The sequence below is a fragment of the Pseudoalteromonas sp. MSK9-3 genome, from assembly GCF_003590335.1.
Classification (GTDB): Bacteria; Pseudomonadota; Gammaproteobacteria; order Enterobacterales; family Alteromonadaceae; genus Pseudoalteromonas.
The window spans coordinates 218,201-244,825 of the sequence record NZ_MIET01000046.1 but is presented as its reverse complement, the minus strand read 5'-3'; the positions used below and the strand labels follow the sequence as shown (position 1 = coordinate 244,825).

Below are 26,625 nucleotides of genomic sequence, written 5' to 3'. Positions count from 1 at the left end.
CTTCAAAACACATTACCCACTGATTTGGAATGATATTTTATTCTGTACACCTGCTACTTCCACCGCTTCACCATTTACGACTCGTGGTTTGTACTTAAACTTCAAAGCAGCGTCTAGGGCAGCACGATCAAAAATTGACTCCGGCTCTGCATTAATGACTTTAGGCGCTCGAACTGTACCGTTTTTAGTCACGATAAACTCCACAATCACATACCCTTCAATACCCCGAGATAAAGCGCGACGAGGGTAAACAGGTGCTACTTTAACAATCGGTAAATATTCACCATCACTTGACTCAAGTGCTAAGCCGCCAGCTAAATTAACATCAGCCTCAACGTTAGCGCTAAAGTCAAAATCGGCACCAGCGGCATCCAAATTGTTACTTTGCATCTGCGGTGCATCCATCGGAGGTGGCGGCTCTTTAGGTGTTGGCGGTTTTTGGGGTTTTCGCTCTTTCTTTTGCACCGTTTCTTCTTTTTTCAAACGTACAAAATCGAGCACATTCCCTTTCACAGGCTCTGTCATTGCCCCTTCTCCGCCTTGGATAAGCGCTTGCATACCCAAGAACAAAAAGAAAGTAACAACACCCGCTATTACAAGTGCTATCAAATAACGCATACGTTAAGATTCCTGTGCTGCAATTGACACATCAAACGCACCCGCTGCACGTGATGCATCCATAACTTTTATCAGCATTTCAGTTGTCGCTTTTTTATCAGCCTGTATTACGACACTACCCTGCGGGTTTTCTGCTTTTAAACGTTCAATGTTTGCTTGAACAGCACGCACATCAACCTGGCGTTTGTTTATCCATATTTCGCCTTTGTCTGAAATCGCCACTAAAATATTGGCGCGCTGCTTTTTAACAGCCGTTGCCGCCTCTGGACGATTTACATCAATTCCCGCTTCTTTAACGAATGATGCAGTCACGATGAAGAAAATAAGCATGATGAATACAACGTCCAACATTGGCGTCATGTTTATTTCTTCTGCTTCTTCTTCTTGAAATACTTTTGCTAATGGGGCTCTCATAAGTTTCTCCTTTACTCAACCAATTAATGGTCAAGCAACATTTTATCTTCTAATAACTCAACTTCGCGTTTTGCTTTTCTTTGTAGGTATGTTGATGCGAATACACCTGATAGTGCTCCCACCATACCCGCCATGGTTGGGATAGTTGCCTTTGATACACCTGATGCCATTGAGCGCGCACTGCCACTTCCCGTAATCGCCATCACATCAAAGACTTCTATCATTCCTGTGACCGTACCCAATAATCCGAGTAAGGGGCACAGCGCGACCATCACATTGATATAAGGTAAATTTGCATTGAGTTTGATACCTACACGTGAAATTTGAGCCTGTCTGATCTGCTCTGCGTTCCAGCTATTACGCTCTTGTCGGTTTACCCACCCTGCTAAAATCTCTTTCTTAAAGGTGCGATACCGGCCAAACAAAAACATAAATCGCTCTAAAATCAACAACCACATAGCAAAGATAATTAGACCGATGATCAGGAGAACCTGACCACCTGTATCTAAAAACTCTCTTAGCGTATTGATTGCTTCAATCAATAGCACCACGGTTACGCTCCTTTTTCACTTCGCTCTGCGATGATCCCAGCGCTTTGCTCTTGCAGTATCAATAGCAAATTACGTGAACGTGTATTAAGCAATGTGTATAAGAACACGGTTGGGATTGCTACCACCAAACCTAATACCGTTGTTACTAACGCTTGAGAGATACCACCAGCCATCAATTTAGGGTCACCGGTACCAAATAATGTGATTGCTTGGAAAGTATTTATCATGCCCGTTACAGTCCCTAATAGGCCTAGTAATGGCGCAACAACCGAAATAATTTTAATTAAAGTCAAGTTACGTGTTATTTTTGGCATTTCACGTAGAATAGCTTCGCTTAATTTAAGCTCTAACGTATCGTAAGCTACTGAAGGATATTGTTCTTTCACCTTCATAACACGACCTAACGGGTTGTCTTCGCGGGCAACATCGTCTTTTAATTGACGGCGGATCTTAGCGCCCATTATCATAAGTGAAAAGAATCGCTCTAACGCAATAAGTAACGCTAAAATACCCACACCCAGAATAACATAACCGACCGCACCACCTTGATGCACCTGCTCTTCAGTGTTTGGTGCTTGCACAAGTAGCCCTAAAATTGAACCACCCGTTGGATCAAGTGCAAATGCAGCTGTACCCGTCGTTGTGGTTTGTAATTGCGCTGCGGTTTCAGTGAATCGCGATGATGGCTGACGCGTTAACTCAGATGTGGTGTTCGTAACGGGGTTATACGTTAAATATTTACCGTCTGAGATTAAGTTAAAGGCACCAACTCTCACCACCTCTTTGGTTACTTTGCTGCCACCAGCTACGATCACTTCGCTGTTATAACGTGACACTTTACCTTGCTCTGTCATTTCACGTTGTAATTCGTACCACACCTTTTCGATGTCTTCGATTGATGCTAGGCGAGATGACGACCCCATCTTTTTCGCCATTTCATCCATAAATGCGCTTCTGCCTGGGATTTGAGCCGATACTACCGATGTTTGAAATTTATTACTTGAGTCGCCCGCCACTTGTTGAAGTACGCCGAATAGCTCTTTTAATGACCCCATGCGTTTAGATAACGTATCAGTTAAGTTTTGTAACTTAATTTCATTTTCTTCAAAAGAGGTTTCTAAACGCTCTGAACGGTTTAACTCTCCATCTCGTTTATTGGTTAACGCATTGAGCATAGCGACTTGTTGATCCTGCTTACTACGAAAGTCAGCTTCTCGCGCTTTATTTTGCTCAGTTTGTACTGCTTGACCTTGCTCGAGTGTTTTTAATAAGGCGTCAAGGTTAAGCGCTTCTTCTGCAAATGCAGTCGTTGATAGTGTTAAGGTAGCTGCCAAGATTGCTTTTTGGCTAAATTGCTTTAAAAATTTCATCTTGAACCTCTTATTTAGACGCGTGAACAGGGAGAGTGAGCATATCTGGGGCAAGTTGTTTACGTGCAATTCTTAACCCTTTCTTGATCTGGCTGACTGCCGTGTCATCAACTGCAACAAACTTTTGTGCTTCTTGGTTCCAACTGCCAGCATGACTGCCATCTTTTGTGACATAAAGTAGCTCTAACCGACCAATTCGTAAAAAGTCTACTTCACGCTCTTGCCCATCAACATCTAATAAGCTGGTGTAAGCTTCAATGGTACGACCGTAATCCACTTCTACTTGATACGCCTCAACAACACGGCGGAATTTTTCACTTGATGTCACGTCTGCACGTTCCATCATATTCTTAAGAGTCTCAACTCGCGTTGCGCGTTCTTGAGATAAAAATGGCACATCTAATGCCACAAATTGCTCTAGGCCGGTGATCATACGTAACATCAGAGGTGTAATTTGACGTTCAATAACCGATACCTGATCCATCGAGGCATTGATTGCGCTCATTTCATCCAATTGGTTCTTAATTTGTTTATCTAGTTGTGCGTTGTAAACCGCTAAGCCATCAATTTCTTTGTTTAACGTCTTGAACGTTTGTAGACGTGATTGCATTGAGTCTGAAATTGAATTAATTTTTGTTTGAGTCTTTTGAGCTGATTCGTTAATCGCATTGCTCTTATCTATGACTTGGTTTAAGTCGTTCGCTTGGACGCTTGCTGTCGTTGCAAGTACACTTGCAAGTAGCAGAGGTTTAACGCACTTCATCGCATACACCTTAGGTTTATCTTTATTAAGTTGCGAGCAGTCTAAAGTTCTTTAATGACAAACGTGTTGCGATAAAAATACAAAAACATGACAGTTGTCATATTAGGGAAATTAATCATTTTAGGAACGGGTTTATTAAATAATTTTGCACAATGTACCGTTGGTTTAGGTATAAAAAAGCCAGCTAATATTGGCTGGCTTTTTTCGCATTATATTTTCACTAGGCTAAATTCATACTTTAAACTTGAGCACCATTTTTTCTAATTCATCAAACTGAGCCTGTAATTGGCGACATTCAGACAGTGTTCCATTTAAGTTTTCTGCACCTTGAACACTTAAATCGCTTATATGATGAATATCACTATCTAAAGACTGTATCACTGAGTTCTGCTCTGCAGTGGCACTTGCAACTGCGTGGTTTACACCATCAATTGACTCAATGGCACTACTCACTTCAGTCATTTTGTGACCTGCTTCAGTAGCTTGACTCGCACTTTTAGCAGAATCCTCTAGACTTAAATTCATCACAGCAACCGCTGATGCTGAGCCCTGCTGCAGCTCTCCAATGGTATTCTCAATTTCTTGGGTCGACTCTTGCGTACGCTGTGCTAACTGTCTCACTTCATCGGCTACAACCGCAAAGCCTCTACCTGCTTCACCTGCTCGTGCCGCCTCAATTGCCGCATTTAATGCCAACAAGTTAGTTTGCTCACTGACACTTTTTATCACTTCAAGCACCTGACCAATGCTTGCCGAGTGTTTGTCTAAGCTATCAACCGTGGACTGGGCTTTAGACATCTTGTCACTTAATGACGCAATTTCTGTAATATTCGCGTTCAACGCCGTTTGGCTATCAGCACTCAACTGATTTGCTTCACTTGCCAGTTCTGACGCATGTGTCGCATTATTTGAAATCTCAACAGCGCTTGACGAAAGCTCGTTGATTGCTGTTGCCACATTATCGGTGCGTTTTGACTGATCGCCATACATATCGAGCGTAGACTGTGTCTGCTTCACTAAATGCTCTACTGAATGCTCAAGCGCAACGGTCGTATCGCGCACTTGAACGATTGAATCATGGATTTTCGCAATAAACAGATTAAAGTAACTGGACAGTTCACCAAACTCATCGTCATTCTCAACATTTAAACGACGCGTTAAGTCACCTTCACCTTGTGCGATATCTTTTATAGCATCGTTTAAGTTAACGACCGGTCGCATAAGATATTTAAGCAATATTTGCAGCATTACTACAATCACTACCACACCCAAAATCATGTAGATAGCTGCCATATTTCTAAACGAAGAGACAGATGAATAAGCAATCTCTTTATTAATCACAACCCCTAAATACCAATCAACATTTTTAATCCCATTTATTTCTATAAATGAGACCAACTTTTCTTGGCCATCAATTTCTAGTTCTACAAACTCATCATTTAGTGCAATTTTACGGCCAAACAAATCCGCCATCGGTTTATCATTATAATTTTGTGCTGGGTGAGACAATATACGCCCTTCTTTATCGAGTAAAAAAGCATATCCAAACCCTAAGAAATCGATTTCACTGATGATCCCAGTAATGGTTTTCATGTCTATATCACCACCGGCTACCCCTGAGAATGCCCCACCATCAAACATAGGTACCACTGCTGAGATAGTCAGTTCATTGGTCGTTACATCAATATATGGATTAGTAAAAGCAGTACTGCGTTTTGACTGTGCCAGTTTATACCAAGGACGAGTGGTGGCATCATAGTCTGATGGTAGCTGAATACTGGGATCATCCAGCACAAACTTACCGCTTGGCATACCCACGTATACATTTTTGAAATCCCCTGCAACATCCGCAGTTTTCAAACGTCGTAATATTTGCTGCTCTGAATCTGATTTACGATGACCTGACGCCACGGACTCAACCACCTGTAAGCGGTCATTCAACCAGTTAGCAATGTTTTGAGACACCGATTGAGAGATTTCTTGAAGTACAGCGGTGAGTTGTATTTGTGTCTGGTTGCGCATAGAAATAAAGTTATTTATGGTAAATAACCCTAATACCATGACTAACACCAAAGACGCGGCAATTGTTACTTTACTGGTAAATTTAAACGTTTTGAACATCCTGAGCCTATTCTTATATATTTATTGCAGAGGCTAACTACCATGTTGTCAAAATGATAATTCGCTTTATCCATACTTAACAAAATTACGAGGGTATGTCTCTTATATATCGGACGATCTGTTAGATAGTTTAATAAATTACTAATTTAGTATTGCATAAAATACTTAAATTCAATCAATAAAAAAGGTGAGCAAGCTCACCTTTGGTACAACAACACAACATCTTTGCTTACAAGGGGTAAGCAGCCATCATAGGCTATAAAGACTTTTGGTATTTTCGCCAAGACTCAGTGAGCGAAATACCCGACTCTTTGGCGAACAGTGTCCAGCTCCACTTGATATCATCATGTGGATCTAATTGTGCATTGAGCTCAACCAATAAATTGGGTTTAAGCGTTTGCTCTAGCCAATGTAAGTAAAAAGCCGTCGTTTTATAACCACTGTCATAGGCTCCACCCACTTTTCGATGAGAAAAATCAACATAACCGGCTTTCATTCTGACGACATCAGCGATCCCCTCAATCACAGGGCCAATCTCTTTATAGTTATGGTCATCAAGCTGATAAGCATGGGCTATTTCATGATAAAGTACACCAATAAGCTCATCATATGCACTCTGATCGTCATGTGCCATGGCGAACTTCTCAAAGTACTGTGCACTAAGGTGAATAGTCGCGCCATTAAAGTCACCTTCTTTGTACGCAACCCCTTTCATATCTTCAAAAATAATTTTGAGCGTAGGTAGCTGCGGGGCTTTACCGACATCGCGATACAACAGGCGTGCAACGTTATAACTTATTTGCTGAATCAACGCATTATCGAGGGTATTCCAATGTTTGTTCACCACTGACGATGTCCGAGATAACGTTACTTTAGGAAGCCTGAAACCCTGCCAGCCAATATCTCCCATATAGCTCACCGGCTTTAAAGAGAGATCTAGCTTTGCAGGCTGCGCTGCAAATACATGTGTACTTGCTAACGCTACACAGCCAATAACGAGGTTATTTAACCCGTATTTCATTACTTATACTCCGATAATGCAGGCGGACGAGCATCAATACGCTGTCCCCACACTTTATTTGCTCTGCTACCCATAACATAGCGTAGCTCTCCACCAGCAACAATGTCATCATGCGTTAAGTAATTTCTATTAAATGCTTTACCGTTTAACGTTACTGATTGAATGTATTTATTTTCAGCATTTAAACCTTTTGCATAAGTGGTAAAGGTTTTATTTCCCGCCAACTTCAACGTTACCTTTTCCACTTGCGGCGCACCAATTGCGTAACTTAAATCACCAGGCGCAACAGGGTAAAAGCCCATAGCAGAGAAAATATACCAAGCTGACATTTGCCCAACATCATCGTTACCCGCTAAACCGTCAGGTTTATCTGAGCTCAGCGTATCCATGATTTGGCGAATACGTTCTTGTGTACGCCAAGGCTTGCCTGCATAGTTATATAAATAAGCAATATGGTGACTTGGTTCATTACCATGGGCATAGTTACCTATTAACCCAGCAATGTCTTCATGCTCTTTGATCATGTCATCAGACAGGTGTGTATCAAACAATGCATCTAAACGTTGCTCAAACTTGTCATCTCCGCCCATTAAGTCAATAAGACCCGCGACATCTTGTGGGACGTAAAAGCTATACTGCTTTGAATTCCCCTCAGTAAACGGCCCCATATACTTTGCTTCAAATGGATTAAAGTCAGGATCCCACTTGCCGTTGCTATCGCGACCACGCATGTAACCTGTTTCTTTGTTAAATACATTCTTATAGCTCATAGCTCTCGCATAGTACTCTTTCGATAGGTTAGTTTTCCCCATCGATTCAAACAAACGCGCAATAGCATAATCGTTATAGGCATACTCAAGCGTGATAGACACAGATTCAGGCAACACATCCATTGGGACATAGCCAAACTTTTTGTACTCAGGAATGGCATCATATACTGGGTTATTTGCCGTACTAAGGATTGCTTCAACCGCTAAATCAGTATCAAAGTCTCTGATCCCTTTTAAATACGCATCAGCAATTACCGATACAGCATGGTAGCCTATCATTGTCCAAGTTTCATGGGCATGAAATGACCAAATTGGTAACATCTTTTCATAACTTTGCTGATAGTGAACCAACATTGATTGGATCATCCCAGATACACGCTCGGGTGCTATATACGTCAATAGTGGGTGTAGTGCTCGGTATGTGTCCCACAAAGAGAATAGCGTGTAATGCTCAAAGCCTTTACCTTCATGAATTTCACCGTCAACACCACGATACTGCCCATTCACATCTTGATAGATACTCGGTGCTTGTAAAGTATGATAAAGCGCCGTGTAAAATTGCCGCTTTTGTGCCACAGTGCCTGTCACATCGACTTTATCTAGGTGCTTAGCCCACTGAGCTTTTGCTGCTTGACGCGTTTTATCAAAGTCCCAATCTGGCACTTCTGCATTGAGGTTTTCTAACGCGTTAGAGCGACTAACAGCGGATAACCCTACTTTAATGTAAAGAGGCGCTCCTTTAACATCATCAAAAGATGCTACAAATTTTACCGCTTTACCCGCAGCTTGCTTCACTGCTTTGTTCTCAATCGTGGAGTGTTTTTCTTTACCTAAACATCCCATACAACGATAACGGTTGTCGTCTTCATTAATAAATTGATAATCGCTTATCGGTTTCGAAAACTTAATCGCAAAATACATTTGACGGTTACGAGCCCATCCGTTTGTAGCACGGTAAGCGACTAATGTGTGATCATCAACCTTACGTAAATCACTCCAAATAACTTTATTTTTAAAATTATAAATTGCAGCGGTGAGGTCGAACATCACATGACCTTTGTCGGCACTATTAAATGTATATTTGTGCATGCCAACCCGCGTGGTTGCCGTCACTTCCGCAGTAATGTCGTAATCTTGCAATTCAACACCGTAATATCCGGGCTCTGACCATTCTTTATCATGACTAAAACGAGAACGGTAACCTTGCTCTGGGTTGTCTGCTGTCCCAGCTGACGTTTTGATATCTCCGGTCATCGGCATGACTAACAGGTCGCCTAAATCCGAATGACCCGTACCCGAAAAGTGTGTATGGGAGAAACCCGTAATTGTATGGTCATCATAATGATAGCCAGCGCAACGCTTGTAAATTTCAGCTTGCTTTGATTCGCCACGCATTGGATTGTCAGTATCAGGGCTGAGTTGCACCATACCAAAAGGCACCACAGCGCCCGGAAATGTATGACCGTCGCCTCCGGTACCAATAAATGTGTCTACCCATTGAGTATTACTGGTCTCTTTTGAGTTTGCTAGCGCACTTGTTGCAGTAACTGCCAAAGCGAAAGCCCATAATGAGCGTTGCATCTGCCTCTCCTATTTATTATTAAACTTGTTTGGATCGTTCCAAGGTATTCAATACTACACCTATAATGAATACGTATTCAACACTATTGCGACAGAATTTTGTTAACAGATATAAAAAAGGCAAGCTTCAGCTTGCCTTTTGTCACGATATAATGTGATCAGTTGATTTTGCGCGTCCAACGTGCTGCAAGTTTATCAACATTAATAGCGTACCATGCAATATAAACATAACAAATTGCCGGAACAATAAAGCTTAATTGAATGTTTATAGAGTCTGCAAACACACCCTGTAGTAATGGTACTATCGCACCACCCACAATGGCTAAACATAACCAACCTGAGCCTTTACTCGTTAAAGATCCCAGCCCTTCAATCGCCATTGAGAAAATCGTCGGGAACATAATTGAATTAAATAACCCAATAGCAAGAACGGACCACATTGCCACCGTGCCCTCTGTTAGTATGGTTACCGCTAATAATACGACAATACATAGTGTATTGAACAACACAGCTTTAGAGGGAGCAATTTTTTGCAATACGGCAGAGCCAATAAAACGACCGATCATGGCTCCTCCCCAATAGTAGCTAATATATTTTGCCGCTTCATGTTCAGCAAGCCCAGCTATATGGCCCTCTGCAAAGTAATTAACTAAAAAGCTACCAATAGCCACTTCCGCACCCACATAACAAAATATAGCCACGACTCCCATCACTAGGTGTGGTGCTTCAAGCAAGTTGTGGCCTTTTGCCTTACAGTCTTGCTCTTCTGTATGTGCTTTAATTTCAGGTAATTTTAAAAACGCAAACACGACAGCAATTGTTATTAATGCTGCAGCAAGGATCAAATACGGTATTTTAACCGCATCCGCGCCTGCTTCTGCCGCAAGAGCACCAGCTCCACCAAACAACAAAAAACCGCCCACAGCCGGGCCAATGGTTGTTCCAAGTGAATTAAGTGCTTGCGCCAGATTCAATCTACTTGATGCGGTTTTCTCAGGACCAAGTGCTGCAACATACGGGTTAGCAGATACTTGTAATACCGTGATCCCAGCCGCTAGTACAAATAATGCGGTTAAAAATAACCAATACTCATGCACAACAACTGCTGGGTAAAACAATAAACAACCAATTGAAGCAACAATAAGGCCACTCAATACGCCATTTTTATAACCAAATCGCTTTACCAACATGCCTGCGGGCAAAGACACAATAAAATATGCGCTGAAAAAACAGAATTGAATCATCATGGCTTCGGTATAACTGAGATCAAATACATCCTTTAAACGTGGGATCAACACATCATTTAAAACAGTAATAAATCCCCATAGAAAAAACAGGGTGGTCATCGCAGTTAACGGCAATGCATAGTTTTGCTTATTAGTGCTGCCATTTGCTACAAAGCTTTGGTTGGTATTAATTTCACTCACAAGAGATACTCCATTAAAAGGGATAGCCAGATTCTACACATTGTTACAAGAAAATCACAAATGTTTTATTGGATCGTTCCATATTTTTTTAAATGATGCTAAAGTCAGTTATCAAAATTATTATGGAGCGTCGGATGCCACAAGACTTTAGAAGTGCCGATTTTTTACGTGAGCACATTAATACTACAATGAATTTTTACCATCCTAATTGTATTGATCCACAAGGTGGCTTTTATCAGTTTTTTAAAGATAGCGGTGATATTTACGACAAACACACACGGCATTTGGTGTCTAGCACTCGATTTGTATTTAACTACGCAATGGCTTATTTAGCTGAGCCAAACAAGTCACACTTAGAACTTGTAGTTCATGGTTTAGATTACTTAGAAAACGTCCATAAACAAAGTAATGGCGGTTATGCATGGCTTATTGAAAATGGAATTGCATCAGATACGACAAATCACTGCTACGGACTCGCCTTTGTATTGCTGGCGAATGCAGTTGCTTTAAAAGCAGGTGTTAAAAACGCTGAAAACACGATAGAAAACGTTTGGCAGTTACTTGAAGATAAATATTATTTAGCCGAGCACAAATTATACCTCGATGAATATGATAGCCAATTCCAAGCTGCTGATGCTTATCGAGGGCAAAACGCTAACATGCATATGTGTGAAGCACTGCTAATGTGCTTTGAAGCCACTAATAATGATAAGTTTTTAGCACGCGCTTATGACTTAGCTCACACTATGACTGTCAACAAAGCAGCGTTAGCAAACGGGCTCGTATGGGAGCATTATAACGCCGATTGGCAGATTGATTGGGAGTATAATAAAGAGGATCCTAAGCACCTATTTAGACCATGGGGCTTCCAACCAGGTCATCAAACTGAATGGACTAAGCTTTTACTGATCTTGAACCGTCATAAAAGTGAGCCTTGGATGATAAACACGGCTAAAGCACTATTTGATTCTGCGCTAGAGCATGCGTGGGATGAACAACATGGTGGGATCTGCTATGGTTTTGCCCCAGATTATAGTATTTGTGATGGCGACAAGTATTTTTGGGTTCAAGCTGAAAGCTTTTCAGCAGCGGCTTTACTGGCGATAGCAACGGGTGATGCTAAATACTGGCAATGGTACGACAGAATTTGGCAATACAGTTGGACGCATATGATCGATCATAAACATGGTGCATGGTATCGTATTCTCACGCAAGATAACCGCGCATATAGTGATGAAAAAAGTCCAGCAGGAAAAACGGACTATCATACTATGGGGGCCTGTTATGAGGTCTTACGTGCCTATGAATTAGAAGAGCAAAAATAATGAGTGTTGTATGTTTTGGCGAAGCCCTGATAGATTTTTTATCGGACGGAAAAACCCCTGAATCGTTCACTAAATTTGCAGGTGGCGCGCCTGCAAATGTAGCTGTTGCTGTTGCAAAACACGGTGTTAATGCAAGTTTTTGCGGTATGCTAGGTAAGGATATGTTTGGTGAGTTTTTACATCAAGAGTTACAAGCGCACAACGTTAATACCAAACACTGCCTTTTTACAGATAAATCCAAAACCGCTTTAGCCTTTGTATCATTAGACCAATCAGGCGAACGCAGTTTCAGTTTTTATCGCCCACCAGCGGCTGATCTATTGTTTCGAGTTGATGACTTCGATACCGAAATGTTTCACACCCATACGGTTATCCATGTTTGCAGCAACAGCCTAACAGAATCGAATATATATAAATCAACGATTCATGCTCTCATTCAAGCCAAAAAACATGGGTTAACCACAAGCTTTGACATGAATTTAAGGCTCAACCTCTGGTCGTCTTTAAATCATACGATAGAACGGCTTTGGCATGTTATTTCATTAAGTGATGTTATTAAACTGGCGAGCGAAGAGTTAGCCTTTCTTAATAAGCATAGTCACCCAGAACAAAATGAAGATGTCACTATTGCAGCGATACTCGGTGCAAATGTGAAATGTCTCATTATTACAGATGGCGCGAATGACATACGTTACTTTACCAATAGTAGCAGGGGTCATATATCTCCTCCAATCGTAAAAGCTGTTGATACAACTGCAGCAGGTGATGCGTTTATTGGTGGTTTGATCGCGCAGCTTGTACGCAATAATAATAAGTCAAAGCTCTCAGATAATACATTCATAAAAGATGCGATACTCTATGCGAGTAAATGCGGTGCTTTCGCTGTTCAAAAAAAGGGGGCTTTCTCGTCACTGCCAGCATCCTCTGACATAGCAACTATTGAGTAATACACAACTTTCAAGATAATGAACTAACTGACAAACAGGTTAGTTCCTCCTACTAAGCACTGATATTAAGCAAAGGGCAGTATATTTCCTCGCTAGCAGTTACAATATGATATATCCTTTACATTCAATGATGTCATAACGAGTTGTAGATTTGGCAAGAATCGTATTCTGTTTTTTGTTTTGGATAAATGCTAGTTTAGCCGCCGGGCAGAGTCCGTTACACAGCCAACTGGCACGCGCTCAGTCACTGCACAATAACCTTGAACGAATTAGTCTAATTCGGTCACTTGAAACGCAAATAAATCAGTCGGACGATTTAGACCTTCAGGTCGACTTTGTGATCCTACTGGCGAATTCGTTAGACAATACTGGTAAGGCAGATGAAGCTCAACGCATACTTGAAGAAATACTACCAAAGACAAACAATTCCCCCCTACTTCGCACTAAAATTAAACACCGGCTAGGCAAAGTCCTTTACAATAATCACCATTACGATGCCAGTGAAGTGTATCTGAGTAATGCATTAGACACATTTAAAAAGTTGGGTCACTTTGAATTGCATACTAGAGCGCTCTCAGATCTAGCCAATCTCTATCATAATACTGGCCGATATTATGAAGGTATAAACCTTATCACCCATCACTTTGATGAATATGAGTCGCAGCTTACCCCCCTGTTACTCGCTAGCCTGTATCACAGTATTGCGAGACTGCTAGAACAAGTCGATCAGATTAAGCTTGCGCTAATGTACAAGATAAAAAAGTTTGAGATTGAAGCTAAATTAGAGGTAAGTGAAAGTAAAAAGGCAGGTACATTATACGCGATAGCTGTATCTTACTCAGATATAGGCAACTATGAAAAGTCGGTCCAATATTTCAAGTTAGCCTATGAAATAGATAAGAGATCTGCTGATTTATCCTATATCGGACACAGTCTTGCTCAGTTAAGTTATAATACTTATAAATTAGGTCAGCTAGACACAGCTAAAAGCTATGCACTGCAAGCAATTGACGCATTTACCGCGACAAAAAGTCAACGCAACGTCGCTTGGGCACAGCACAATTTATCACTGATTTTAACTGCACAAAAGAAGTTTGAAGAAGCACTGATATTGCAAGAGCAAGTCGTCAATGTTGCAAATAAAGCGAAAGGTGACTTCCATTTAAAGAACAAGAGTTTATTACACCTTAGCCGAATACACTTCCTACTTGGACATTTCCAGCAAGCCAAGCGACTGGCAAATAAAACGTTTAAACAAGCTAAAATACATGACTTTAGACTAACCCAAATAGCAGCTGCTAAAATATTGGCGGACGTATACAAACAAGAACATAATTATGCTGATGCGTATCTATGGCAAAAACAACTAACTGAGCTAGAAAAACACTATGCACAAACTAACTTAGACAAAGAATTGGCTTTCGTACAAAACTCTTTAGAATCATTAAACAAGGATATCCTGATAAAAAAGAGTCAATTAGAGCACTCCAATACACAAGCTGAATTAGCAAAGTCACAAAACCATGCTTTAGTAATACTCCTGTTATTTATGCTCATCAGTGTTATTTTTATCGTGTTCTACTTACGGAGCCTAAGTAACAAGAAGTTACTCAGTCAAAAAAATGCGTATTTAGACCAAATCATCCTTCAGCGAAATACCCTTTTTTCCCAAATTGCCCATGATATAAGCACACCTGTCACCGCAGCAAAGCTGCAATTAGAAGCAATGCAATTCAATATTTCGCCTAGGGATGATAATCACTTACAGCGCCTCGACAATAAACTGGGTGATATCCACCGTTTAATTAATGACTTATCTGGTATTGCGTTACTTGAAGAAGCACAGTTCAAAATATCACTCAAACCTCAAAACATTTTTGAGTTCTCCGCTCAATTAGAAACTGATTTGCCGCTACTCATCACAGCACATAAATACCAATACGCATTCCACAACGAGACCTCTATAACGAGCATCGATCTTGACCCTGTCAGGATCCGTCAAGTTATATCGAACTTGATCAACAACTCAATAAAATATACTCATAACCCAGGTCATATCTCGCTGTCTATCCGTGTCACGCAACATGCCTTAATTTTTGTTATTGAAGACTCAGCTCCCACTGTCAGTGATCAACATTTGCCCCATATATTTGACCATCTATACAGAGTGCCAAATTTAGCAACTACCAATACAGCAGGCCACGGTATTGGCTTAGCAATAGTAAAACAAGTCGTAACCCTTCATAACGGCGATATTGAAGCGCAGCAAAGCGCGATGGGCGGGATCAAGGTTACGCTATCTTTACCCTTAACAAGAACTTGAAGTTAGCTGAACCGTTTAGAAGGTTGAATTTATAGTCTCGATATTTATAATCTCCATATTAGTCGTCTCGAGATCAACAACTCGGTCCAATATTGCTATGAGCAATTGATGTATAAATAAAAAGCGAGCGTTTAATCTTACTGTAGTAAGCCCATAATATCGGTAAACTTTGGCCGTTCACTCACCCTCTCTGCTGTACATGCGTCAATCACTGTCTCTAAGCGAAATTTTAATGCTAGCTGCGTCTCGCTCGTGAAAGCACTTACCGTCAGTAGATCTTCAACAAAATAACCAAATGCTCTAACTTCAATAGCTTGCATGGCATCTCGTTGATAATCATCCAAATGGTGTAGTTGACTCGCCGCGCCAAAATCACCAAAAAGTAGATGACTGTGCGCGTCTATCAGTGAATTATGTGCATAAATATCACCATGACTGACGTGATGTGCGTGTAAATGGGTAAGTACCGATGCCATTTGAACAGCAATGTGATGAACCTGCAAGGCACTATAGTATGTATCGTTTTGGAAGGTATCACGTGTACATGTAATTAAACTCGGAGGTAAGCCCAAGTTATGGTAGCTTGGTGGAATTAACTCCATGACAATACCCAGCGATGATGCATCATTTATTTGTGCAATGGTCTTTACTAAATTGGTATGGGTGCCCGCATTTAAACAACAATCAAGCTCATCCTGCGGATATCCATCACTGGTGATTGCACCTTTAAAACGTTTAACCGCGACAAAAGCCTGATCATCGTGCGGTTTATTTGCTAAAAATATCTCACCTGATGCACCCTCTCCTAATTTATCACCTAATACATATTCTGACAGTTTTACTTTCGCAAATTCTTTCAGTGCATTGCTTCTGGCACCACACACTGGGTTGCCTGAAAACGCGAGCCATGCAAGCTTAGGTAAATTAAAAAGCCATTTAGGTAAGGTATTAAGGTTATTGGCAGAGAGTCTGATCAGTTCAAGCTCGGTGCAATTCGCCATACTATCTGGCAATTTTTTTAATCTGTTGCCGGCCAATGCTAACTTTTTTAACTGTGTAAGCGCGCCCATTCGGTCGGGTAGCTCTTCAATTTGATTATCTGTCAGTATTAGCCAACGCGTACTCAACGGTAAACTCTGCGAGCGCACGGCTGTAATTTGGTTACTCTTAAAACCAATCATTTCGAGACTTTTACAACGACCTAACACGTGAGGCAGTTCAGTAAAGCAATTTTGTGACAAAAAGAGTATCTTTAACTTTGCTAATTGGTCAAAATCATCCGGTAACGAAGATAACTTATTATTTGACAAATCAAGAACTTCTAACGAGTCCTTCAATGCAAGTATCTCTTGTGGAAACTCTGTCAACTGCTCGACCATTTGCAGCCGCTTAACAGGCCCAACTTCATTATTTTGTAACTGTTGTAACGTGTATCTATGTGGATGCATAACGCTATTATCTGTATTTAAATTGTTTATTATTTACGATGAAATGCAACTAAGCTGTTTTATCTACTGGTCAATCACAGTCATACGTTGGCCATTGAGCCACGTAGTGCTCAAAATCTTCCTCTATATCTACTGTGTTGTCTTTGGTGATCCGGCCCTTGGCACTGATCCCCATGTCATGCATTTTTGTTTTATCGCCATCATTTAATAATGGGTGCCAGCTTGCTAAACCCCGACCTTCATACAAGCGACGGTAGCTACAGCTTTGTGGCATAAAAAAGATATCTTTCAAATTTTCTTTGGTAAGTTTTACACACGAAGGTACCAATTCTTGTCTTTGCTCATAACGCGTACAGCCACAAGTCTCCTCATCTATATACTGACAAACTAGGCTGGTATAGATAAGCTCTTCACCCTCTCGCAAGAAGTCGGTACTTTCAAACTCATCTTCTTCTTCGTCACTGTCTATAAATGAATGAAGACAACATTTCCCGCATCCGTCACAAATGGATTCCCATTGCTGCTGCGTCATATTCTCTAGGCTAGTGGAAAGCCAAAATGGTTTACTCGTCACGATTTCTGTACTACTTAAAAAATGCCCCAGCGGGCAATTTTACGCAACATCACCACTTTAAGCAAAGCCCAGTGTTACGTCTGGGCTTTTTTTTATTAAATAACTGAAAGATTAGGCCTGACTGGCTACCCAAGCTTTGATTTTACGCTCTAAAATTGCCATCGGCACCGCGCCGTCGGTTAAAATTTGGCGATGAAACGCTTTAACATCAAACCGTTCGCCAAGCGCTTTTTGCGCGTAGTCCTTTAACTCCTGAATTTTGAACTGCCCTATTTTGTAAGAGACAGCCTGACCCGGCCACGCAATATAACGTTCTACTTCTGCGACAACATCACTTTCAGCCATAGATGAGTTATTGATCATAAACGTGATCGCTTGTTCTCTACTCCAGTTTTTAGCGTGGAGGCCAGTATCAACCACCAGCCTCATTGCTCTTAACTGCTCGTCGACCAAACGTCCGTACCACATTAACGGATCTGTGAATAACCCCAGCTCTTTTCCTAAACTTTCAGCATATAAAGCCCAACCTTCAGAAAATACCGTGTACCCTCCAAATTTTCTAAACATAGGGACACCTTTTATTTCTTGCTGTAAAGCTATTTGAAAGTGATGTCCAGGCGCAGCTTCATGTATTGATAACGTCTCAACCAAAAATTTTGGCTGCGCCTTCAAGTTGTGGGTATTGATGTAGAAGATCCCAGGTCTTGATCCATCTGGTGCTGGCGCTGAGTATGAGGCACCAGCAGCTGACTCAGCTCTAAATGACTCAACGGCTTTTACCACATAATCTGCTTTTGGCTTAATATCAAAAAGTATCGGCACTCGTTTGTCTATTTTACGCTTCACTTTTTCATAAGCTAAAATGAGTTCTTCGGGAGAATTGAAATAGAATTCGTCGCTTTCTCTAAGATGAACAAAAAATGCTTGAAGATCACCTTCAAATTGTAGTTGTTCTTTAACCCAGTTCATTTCGTTTCGAATTCGTTTAACTTCAGATAGCCCGGTTTGATGAATGTCTTCCGCCGTTAATTTCATTGTGGTATGTTTTTCAATATTATACTCATACCATGCTTTTCCATTAGGCAGCGAGCCTAACCCTACCGAACTGCGGCTATTTGGTAAATATTCTGTCTCCAGAAATTTTGCCATTTTCTTATACGCAGGTACCAGCGTACCTTCTATCATGTTTCGATAAGCAGAGGTAATATGTTGTTTTTGTTCCTGTGTCAAATCATTAGGTAAATTAGTTATAGGTTGCCAAAAAACAGACTGTTCTGCATCATCAACTATGTGTGCGGTAAATTGTGGTAACAGTTTTGCACTTAGCACTTTCGGCAAAACAACACCTTGCTTTATGCCTTCGCGCATATTTTGCTCTACACCGTCTAACCATATAACGTACTGTTTGGCTCTTGCGATAAAATTATCGTAATCTTCGGCTGAACTAAAAGGTTGAGCACTTGCGCCACTGCCTAAACTCGCAAAGGTATTATGTGCACCAAACATTTGATTAATAGGGATCAGATAACTTGGAAACTGTGTGCCGGCCAAAGAAAATGCAAGGTCTCTTGCTAATATGTTATAGCTAATTAGGCTTTGTCCGGTTAACGTCGTTTTATCTATTGCGCGTAACTTACTTTGATAACCCTGAACCAATGTCACATATTTAGATCTACTGGCTGGAGTACTTGGCGCTTGAAACTCATCATTATATTGTGCATACCCGACGAATGTGCCGTTCACGGGGCTTAAAGAAATCATGTCATCAAAATAACTCTGTGCTATCTCCTTCATTTGCTCATTGGCTGACAGCTGCACGCTGGTATTATTTTCTTGGGACAATTCAAGTCGAGTATCAGATGTTTGACACCCCGAGAGAATTACCAATAGGGTCGCTGCCGTTATCGTTTTTATAATCATAGTTATCCAATTTAATTTAATATCACTTGCTTGTTTATCAAAGCATGATTGAATCATATTTCGAAGAATTTATCGCGCTTGTGTCCTATCTATTTAACCCAAATAGCATAAATGACCACATATATTGAAAATGGTGTATTTATAATTTACATCATTATTTGCTCTCGTCTCAAACTTCTCTTACGCTTATTGTATCTCTACGATGTAGCTGGGCTCTATAAACTCAAGGCCGCCGATGAAAGCGATTGCACTGGTAATTATATGTGGGCTTGCTCTTTTAGCCTCCATAAAAGCAAATGCAGCGTTACAAGCTGCCAAAGCGGCACCGCGCGTAAATTTAAATTCAGCGATTTACTATACACAAAGTAACTCGAGTTCATTCAATGGAATGATTGCATTACCAAACGAGCGATGGACACAAAACATCCAAGAAAGTTTCAACTTAGGCTACTCTGAGAAAACATATTGGTTAAAGGTCACACTCGACTCCATAAACGACACTGAACGTTATCTCGTAGAGGTCAAAAACCCCGTTATCGACAATTTAACGATATTTATCGTTCAAAATGACAAGGTTGCAGCACAATACTTTTTAGGCGACAAACAGCCCTTTAATATGCGTCCGATAACCCATCCACACTTTGTATTTCCCCTGCCTGACCTTTCACAACCAACCACCATTTATGTTCATGTAGAGACGTCGAGCAGTATGCAAGTTCCGCTTTTTATGTGGTCTGAGGTGGCATTCTATAGAGCCGACCAAACACGGCAATTAATCATAGGCATTTACTTTGGGCTAATGGGTATAATGGCGGTGTACAATTTGCTTCTGTATGCTTCGATTAAAGACAACACCTTGTTGTTTTATGTGGCCTACGTGTCCTCCATGACCCTTTTTTACTTGAGCTTAAGTGGCGTTGGTTTTCAATATTTTTGGCCTAATAGCCTTTGGTGGAACGATCAATCTATTGTCATATTTCTCCTGTGCTCAATTTTGTTTGGAGTGCTGTTCATTATTCAATTGCTTGATTTAAAAACCACCCGGAAATACCTTTTCTATGGCTGTAAAGCTATCTTCTGTTGTGCTCTATTAGTGTTGTTCTTATCTGCTTTTTTAAACTATTCAAGTGTTATTCAGATCACCATCTATTTGGCCGTTTTTGCTTGTGTTTGGGGAGTGAGCTGTGGCGCAACCAGACTCGTTGATGGATCACCGCTTGCGATTTACTACACCATTGCATGGGGTGCTGCGCTTGGTGGTGGTGTCATTCTAGCAGCAAATAAATTTACATTAATAGACCGAACTTGGTTTAGTGAGCATGCACTATTAATAGGCACTTCGATAGAAGTTGCTTGCTTGTCATTTGCCATTGCTGAAAGGATCCGCTTTGAAAAACGTAAAAGGTACGACGTCCAAAACCGACTAGTCGCTACACAAAAGATTCAAAATGAACAACTAGAGCTTCAAGTAAAAAACCGAACCCATGAATTACAAAAAGTGGTATCACAGCTTGAACTTGCCAATAATACTGACCATCTCACACAAATAGCTAACCGACGTAAATTCAATCAGTCACTCACGGAAGAGTGCGCGCGCGCCATACGCTTCAAACATCCTCTTAGTCTATTACTTATAGATATTGATTTCTTTAAATTAATAAACGACGAACATGGTCATCAAGTAGGAGACAATTGTCTTGTGCATATTGCCACTTTACTCACGCAGTGCTGTGACTTCGCAGGAGATATGGTTGCGCGATATGGGGGCGAGGAATTTTGTATTTTGCTGCCAGAGCTAACCTCTACAGATGCATTTGAAATGGCTCAAAATGTGAGGAGCGCTATACAAAATACGCCCTATCATACACCACAAGTAACTATCCCAATGACGGTAAGTATTGGGGTTTACACCTCAATCGACACGCATGCCTACCCAGACAAACTTATTCAATATGCAGACGCCGCACTATATGACGCTAAAAAGTTAGGCCGAAACAGGGTTAACAGATACGGTGATAGCATTAGGCAGCAGTAGCCAGCGAATTAGGTAACTTCAACTCAATACATAACCCCCCTAACAGGCTATTATGTGAACTAATCTTACCGCGATGGGCTTCTATAATCTTTTTACACATGGCAAGTCCCATCCCCTTGCCACCTAACATAGCACTGCGCGATGCCTCTTGCCGATACAAAGGTTGGAATAATTGCTGGTGTGCTTCATAAGTGAGCGGGGTACCAGAGTCTTCAATCCTGATTATTACACCATCAGCATCTTGCAAAAAGCTGAGTTGTACTTCAACGTCCTTACCACCAAAGCGCAACGCGTTCTTTACTACCTCTAAAATAACTTTCTTTAACGCGTCAGGATCAAACTGAATACACTGAAGCTCTGTTATTTGCGAGTTAAGGTTTAAGCTTTGGCGACGCATATCCACCAAATGCTGACACTCTTGATGTACTTCATTAATAAATGGCTTTAATGTCACGCTTTGAAGTTTCAACAACTTATGCATATCACCAGTGCTTGTGACTAACATGAGGGAATTGATGAATTGATTGAGTTCATCAATTTTATCCATCAATTTAACATAAGAGTCATGGACGTTATCGACAATATTATGTTGCAGTGACTCTACCTGTATTTTCATGACGGTCAAAGGGGTTCGCAGTTCATGAGATAAATCAGTAAACAGCTGCGCTTCGTGCTTCTTAATATCATGCTTTTGCTGCTCAGAGGTGAGCTTTTCGAACGCCACCGTCTGATTCAGTGAGTTGACTTGATTTTGTAGTTGAAAGACCAATTGTTTTTGTACTGATTTATGTTGGATTGCCATTGCGATTGTGAATAAACATACTTCGACTAAGTAACCAATTTTGATATAACTGGCAATTTCGAATACATCAAAAGCATTCCCATAACTCGCCCCCATAATCGTAAGTACATTTAGAAACAAAATATGGTTAAACAAACTCAATGCAAAAATTCGAATTCCTGGCGCTGACTGCTTTAATGACCACCAGCAGGTATAAGCAAACAACGGAATAATCAGTGTACTCGTGATGAGGTTGTAATACACAGTCTCAAGATAAAGCGCGATAGGTAATAACAAGCAGTAAAGAAGTGTAGATCCGATGTATAGCTTATCCAAAAACACATTGTGATATTTCAATTGTAAAAAGCCGCGGACAAATAACAGATGAAATATAGGCACTACGGCCATCAAACCAATTGAAAATAGACCAGCGAACGCGCCATGACTTGGCCAAATATACTGATAGGTAAACCCAGCCATATCAACAACGATAATAAAAAACAGAAACGTCCAAATAGCATAAAATACATTGGTTAGATTCATGTTAAACCACAAATTTACCACGACTATCAGCAGTATTGCCGCGATAACACCCGCTAAAGCGGCATTCGTCACTAAACTGGTTTGTGACGTTTTCATATAATGTGCCGGACTATGAATTCGAATATTGGCAGGTGCATTTGCGAATGTTTGATATTTAACAAAGAGAGTTTTAATTTCGCCAGCTGCAATGCTTATAGGAATGTACGTCTGAGGGTCTTGCACTGCCCTATCGTCAAATACGCTATGTTCCGTTAGTTGATAAATGGGCGCTTCATCTGGGGTATTTTGCCAATAAACAGCCAACTTAGGTAACCGAGCAAACCCGAAAGAAAGATACCACTGTGTTGTTTGTGATTCATTTACTAGTGTTACCCTAAGCCACCGGTCATATTGCTGGCTATGTGGTTTTTTTTGTTCTTCGTTAAATGGAGAAAGTAATTGTGGCTGATCAATGAACTGCTGTTTTGTGGAGATTGCACCGGAGAAATCATTGTAGTGAAATGCACTCGGCTTAATAGAATACACGTCTTGCGTACTTTTAAGCGACAAACTCGCTTCTTGCGCAAAAACACTAGAACATAATAGCAACAGTAAAAAATTTACTAGCTTCATTTTCTTCACAATTCTCTTGTTGATTAACAACAGCTTAATATCAAAAAATGTAGAAAATATGGAGAAGCATTCTCATTTAGCTCTCAATACTAAAAGAGGCCATTACATTGTAAACCAATGTAAAACCAAACCATCAACTACTTATGTGAGATTTTTAATTATCTTTATCTAAAGCAATAAGTTACCAAGATGCACAGGAAATAGATAGTCCGTTTTTTGCAAAAATACTCATGTCTGCGTGCTGCTTGTGCCTTTTATGAATGTATTGAAATATTTCTGTAATATTTAGATGTTCTAATCCTCCCTGAAATAAAAACGTCATATTAGCTAACCAAAAGCTAGACACACACTTGAGAACACACAATGAGTGAATCAAACCAGAATTCGTTATTTTCAAAAGTTATAAATTGGGCAGCAATTGCATTTTTAGTTTATTTAGTGCTAGTTGCTGTTGGTACCGTAAGCGGTGGTTTTAAACTCGCATCTGGCGGCAGTGCCGGTGCAAAAGAAATCTTCGAATTTGCTACTAACCCATTTGTCGCATTACTCTTAGGTGCGCTTGCCACAGCGCTTGTGCAATCGTCGTCGACTGTTACATCGGTCATCGTCGGGCTAGTTGCCGGCGGCTTACCAATTAGCATCGCAATTCCAATGGTCATGGGTGCAAATATTGGTACTACTATTACTAACACGCTCGTTTCAATTGGTCACATACGCTCTAAAGAAGAGTTTCAACGAGCATTTGCCGCTTCTACGGTTCACGATTTCTTTAATTTACTTGCCGTTACGATATTTTTACCACTTGAAATTATGTTTGGTGTGTTACAAAAGTTAGCTGAAAGCCTGTCTCATTTATTTGTTGGTGATGCTGATTTATCACTTAAAAGCTATAACTTTATCAAACCACTCGTCAAGCCAGCAGTTGGCTTAGTAAAAGATGCTGTTAGCTTTTTGGATGGCAAAGCTGTAGGCGTTGCTATGGTTGTTGTTGGTATAGCACTGATCCTGTTTGCAGTAACGACGTTAGGTAAACTATTGAAAAAAGCGCTGGTAGGCAAAGCAAAAGACTTGCTTCACAGTGCCATTGGCCGTGGCCCAGTTGCTGGTATCACCTCAGGTGCTGCCGTCACAATTATGGTTCAGTCTTCTTCAACGACCACAAGCCTTATGATCCCACTTGCTGGTAGCGGTGTGTTTAATACAAGACAAATTTACCCTTTCACATTAGGGGCCAACATTGGCACAACTATTACAGCGCTACTTGCGGCAACATCAATTTCAGGTCCAGCAGCAGAAGTGGCATTAACTATCGCTTTAGTACACGTCATGTTCAACGTCTTTGCTGTTGCGCTTATCTATGGTATTCCAACACTGCGAGAGCTACCCCTTATCATGGCAGAAAAGCTTGCAAAAATAGGTGCTAACAATAAACCGGCAGCGCTTGGTTATGTATTAGGCTCGTTCTTTGTTGTACCGGGTATCATCATGATGGCTGTTCGATAAATTAATATTAAATAAAAGTAATAAGCTCAGCTTTCGCTGACTTATTACTTTTAAACTGCTTTGCAATTTGCTAACCATAATCCCCCCCAACCTCGGTACGCCTCTAAGCTATTGAAAGATAGTTACTCATAACGTTGTGTAATATGGCATGCGACATGCTATACCTATTGATATTACTTCAGGTAGGATCTTGATATGTCACAACTCAGCGTTAAATTTAATCTAATCGAGGGCATAAATGTTAACTCATCAACGCCGTTGTACGATGTTGAACATGACTGTAATAACGACAAACACGCAATTGTGCAAATGAAGAATGACTGGGGCCACCTCGTTATTTGGGGTGATGTAGCGCAAAAACATCAAGATGCGAACATTTGGCACAACGTGCAAGACAATCAATCCCCTTCCGTCGCTGGGAGAAGCTGGATATTTATCAACAAGCTAACAAGAACCGTTTTTGCCGGCAGTGACAGCTTTGGGTTATTCCCTGTATTTCTTTATCAATGTGATGACACCATTATTATTGCATCCAGTCGCCAGGCCCTCGTGAAACAATTGGGAAAACCATTATCTCTTGATACAGATGCAATGCGCTGTATGCTCACTTTTGGCCAGTTATTTAATGAATCCAGTATCTTAAAAGATACTCAACACATTGGCGCGAGTTCAACATTTTCTTTATCACTCACGTCTGAGCGACTTTTTGAATTAACCACAAACCCACTCATTTGCTTTCCTCGAGAAAGTACAACACGCTTTAAAGATGCCCTTGAGGCCGTTGTTGAGTCTGTAAGGAGTAGCGTCACCAATTGCGAAAACCCAATGCTATCTCTGTCAGGTGGACTTGACTCGCGGCTCATTCTTGCCTGCTGTGAAGCACTTAATGTCAAATTACCCGCCTTATGTTACGGCAACAAGCTCAGCGCGGATGCGAGAATAGCGAATGAGTTAGCAGCAGCTTGCAATATATCTTTGATCACCAGCACCGACTTAAACGGTCATATCACAGAAGCCAACAGCCGCCGGATTGCGTTTGCAGGTCAAGGTGAAGTACCCGTTCACCATGCACATGCACTCATTGATGAATCATTGATTGAAGCAACCAAACATCACACGCTGTTAACAGGGACCGGCGCTGAAACCTACCGTGCATTTTATTATGATAGGGGAATGCCTGGGTTCTCAGCTTTTGGTTTGAAATGTTTAAACAAACTTACAATGCCACGGGTTCAGCGATACATAACCGAAGAATATGGCAAAACAGCCAGTGCTGCTTATACCCTCTTTCCTCAGCATGCTGAACAACTACAGTCTCAAGTAACAGAGCTACTCTTGGCATTAAATGACAATGCATTTAGCGCGGCTCAATACGCCGATAATTTCTATCTAAGAGTACGGGCTGCCCGCATGGTTGTTGCTGGTCAGCAGTTACTCGATGAAGACTATAATCGCACCCACCCTTTTCTATCTCCAGAAGTCGTCAGTTCAATTGGTTCACTCCCAGCACGCTATAAATTAAGTAGTGCATTTCACCGTAAAGCAATTTGCAAGCTATCGCCAAAACTGGGTGACATAGAGTGGGATAAAACCTCCAAACCCCTAAACCAAGGTTTGACGCTTTTCCAACGTTACCCTGGGCTTGCGTCTCGCTTAGGCCTGAATAATTTTTTCGGAAAAAGTGCAGCGCCTATGTTCCAGTACAAATATAGTGACCATACTTCTCATAGTTTATGTGCCGTACTCAAGTATGTTGGTATCGACAATGCGAAAAGCATGCGAGATTGCTATGAAGAAATGGAGAAGGCAGGTACATTGGCACATGCACTGGGTTTAGCAGCGGTTTGGCAGCACCTTCTAAAATGACCACTAAACCAGTTACTTGGTTTTATCTTTTTATAAAAAAGAAAGTTAAAGGTTTCAAACCATGAAACATAACACTGACACATTTTGTACTGAAAATAAGCACCGATGATGG

Annotated in this window: 19 protein-coding genes; 6 read left to right on the top strand and 13 right to left on the bottom strand. The window is 41.0% G+C overall.

Annotation, left to right across the window (positions count from 1 at the left end; genetic code table 11):
* Positions 1–12: 12 nt before the first annotated feature.
* The 9 genes from BGP78_RS19800 to BGP78_RS19760 all read right to left on the bottom strand — a co-directional run bounded on the left by BGP78_RS19800 (position 13) and on the right by BGP78_RS19760 (position 10,636).
* Positions 13–618: an energy transducer TonB gene (locus tag BGP78_RS19800; protein ID WP_119863007.1), complete on the bottom strand. Its 606-nt coding sequence runs from the start codon at positions 616–618 to the stop codon at positions 13–15.
* 3 nt (positions 619–621) lie between these two features.
* Entirely contained in the window at positions 622–1,032 is a 411-nt protein-coding gene (locus tag BGP78_RS19795) for a biopolymer transporter ExbD (RefSeq protein WP_070982912.1), read from the bottom strand.
* Between the two features lie 23 nt (positions 1,033–1,055).
* Entirely contained in the window at positions 1,056–1,583 is a 528-nt protein-coding gene (locus BGP78_RS19790; protein WP_119863006.1) for a MotA/TolQ/ExbB proton channel family protein, read from the bottom strand.
* Positions 1,584–1,585: 2 nt separating this feature from the next.
* On the bottom strand, positions 1,586–2,953 hold the full coding sequence (locus BGP78_RS19785; protein WP_119863005.1) for a MotA/TolQ/ExbB proton channel family protein: 1,368 nt from the start codon (positions 2,951–2,953) through the stop codon (positions 1,586–1,588).
* Positions 2,954–2,963: 10 nt separating this feature from the next.
* Positions 2,964–3,716 carry a DUF3450 domain-containing protein gene (locus tag BGP78_RS19780; protein WP_119863004.1) on the bottom strand — a complete coding sequence of 251 codons (753 nt, stop codon included), beginning with the start codon at positions 3,714–3,716 and terminating at the stop codon, positions 2,964–2,966.
* A gap of 231 nt (positions 3,717–3,947) precedes the next feature.
* Positions 3,948–5,837 carry a methyl-accepting chemotaxis protein gene (locus tag BGP78_RS19775; RefSeq protein ID WP_119863003.1) on the bottom strand — a complete coding sequence of 630 codons (1,890 nt, stop codon included), beginning with the start codon at positions 5,835–5,837 and terminating at the stop codon, positions 3,948–3,950.
* Positions 5,838–6,093: 256 nt separating this feature from the next.
* The gene (locus BGP78_RS19770; protein ID WP_119863002.1) at positions 6,094–6,858 is read right to left on the bottom strand and encodes a basic secretory protein-like protein; all 765 of its coding nucleotides are present in this window, start codon (positions 6,856–6,858) and stop codon (positions 6,094–6,096) included.
* Positions 6,858–9,209: a GH92 family glycosyl hydrolase gene (locus tag BGP78_RS19765; RefSeq protein WP_119863001.1), complete on the bottom strand. Its 2,352-nt coding sequence runs from the start codon at positions 9,207–9,209 to the stop codon at positions 6,858–6,860. The genes BGP78_RS19770 and BGP78_RS19765 overlap by 1 nt, the downstream gene beginning before the upstream one ends.
* Before the next feature lie 158 nt (positions 9,210–9,367).
* The gene (locus BGP78_RS19760; RefSeq protein WP_119863000.1) at positions 9,368–10,636 is read right to left on the bottom strand and encodes a sugar MFS transporter; all 1,269 of its coding nucleotides are present in this window, start codon (positions 10,634–10,636) and stop codon (positions 9,368–9,370) included.
* Between the two features lie 134 nt (positions 10,637–10,770).
* On the opposite strand from BGP78_RS19760, the gene BGP78_RS19755 reads away from it, so the two are divergent.
* The 3 genes from BGP78_RS19755 (at position 10,771) to BGP78_RS19745 (ending at position 15,231) form a co-directional block, all read left to right on the top strand.
* Positions 10,771–11,961: an AGE family epimerase/isomerase gene (locus BGP78_RS19755; protein WP_119862999.1), complete on the top strand. Its 1,191-nt coding sequence runs from the start codon at positions 10,771–10,773 to the stop codon at positions 11,959–11,961.
* Complete coding sequence (locus BGP78_RS19750) at positions 11,961–12,908, top strand: carbohydrate kinase (protein ID WP_119862998.1); 948 nt, start codon at positions 11,961–11,963, stop codon at positions 12,906–12,908. The genes BGP78_RS19755 and BGP78_RS19750 overlap by 1 nt, the downstream gene beginning before the upstream one ends.
* Before the next feature lie 151 nt (positions 12,909–13,059).
* The gene (locus BGP78_RS19745) at positions 13,060–15,231 is read left to right on the top strand and encodes a tetratricopeptide repeat-containing sensor histidine kinase (RefSeq protein WP_147386101.1); all 2,172 of its coding nucleotides are present in this window, start codon (positions 13,060–13,062) and stop codon (positions 15,229–15,231) included.
* A 137-nt stretch (positions 15,232–15,368) separates the two neighbouring features.
* Here the strand turns inward: BGP78_RS19745 and BGP78_RS19740 are convergent, their stop codons facing one another.
* The 3 genes from BGP78_RS19740 to BGP78_RS19730 form a co-directional block, all read right to left on the bottom strand.
* On the bottom strand, positions 15,369–16,679 hold the full coding sequence (locus BGP78_RS19740; protein WP_119862996.1) for a leucine-rich repeat-containing protein kinase family protein: 1,311 nt from the start codon (positions 16,677–16,679) through the stop codon (positions 15,369–15,371).
* A 70-nt stretch (positions 16,680–16,749) separates the two neighbouring features.
* Positions 16,750–17,211, bottom strand: a complete 462-nt coding sequence (locus BGP78_RS19735; protein ID WP_249348584.1) for a YcgN family cysteine cluster protein — start codon at positions 17,209–17,211, stop codon at positions 16,750–16,752.
* A gap of 153 nt (positions 17,212–17,364) precedes the next feature.
* Positions 17,365–19,173, bottom strand: coding sequence for a DUF885 family protein (locus tag BGP78_RS19730; RefSeq protein ID WP_119863078.1), 1,809 nt, complete (start codon positions 19,171–19,173; stop codon positions 17,365–17,367).
* A gap of 235 nt (positions 19,174–19,408) precedes the next feature.
* Between BGP78_RS19730 and BGP78_RS19725 the strand changes: the two genes are divergently transcribed.
* Positions 19,409–21,208, top strand: coding sequence for a diguanylate cyclase (locus tag BGP78_RS19725; RefSeq protein WP_119862994.1), 1,800 nt, complete (start codon positions 19,409–19,411; stop codon positions 21,206–21,208).
* Here the strand turns inward: BGP78_RS19725 and BGP78_RS19720 are convergent.
* Positions 21,195–23,144, bottom strand: a complete 1,950-nt coding sequence (locus BGP78_RS19720) for a sensor histidine kinase (RefSeq protein WP_259386386.1) — start codon at positions 23,142–23,144, stop codon at positions 21,195–21,197. The two genes, BGP78_RS19725 and BGP78_RS19720, sit on opposite strands and share 14 nt — an antisense overlap.
* A gap of 363 nt (positions 23,145–23,507) precedes the next feature.
* On the opposite strand from BGP78_RS19720, the gene BGP78_RS19715 reads away from it, so the two are divergent.
* Positions 23,508–24,647 (top strand): Na/Pi symporter, encoded by a 1,140-nt coding sequence (locus tag BGP78_RS19715; protein WP_119862992.1) that lies wholly within the window; start codon positions 23,508–23,510, stop codon positions 24,645–24,647.
* 195 nt (positions 24,648–24,842) lie between these two features.
* Positions 24,843–26,513, top strand: coding sequence for an asparagine synthase-related protein (locus BGP78_RS19710; protein ID WP_119862991.1), 1,671 nt, complete (start codon positions 24,843–24,845; stop codon positions 26,511–26,513).
* Positions 26,514–26,625: the final 112 nt, after the last annotated feature.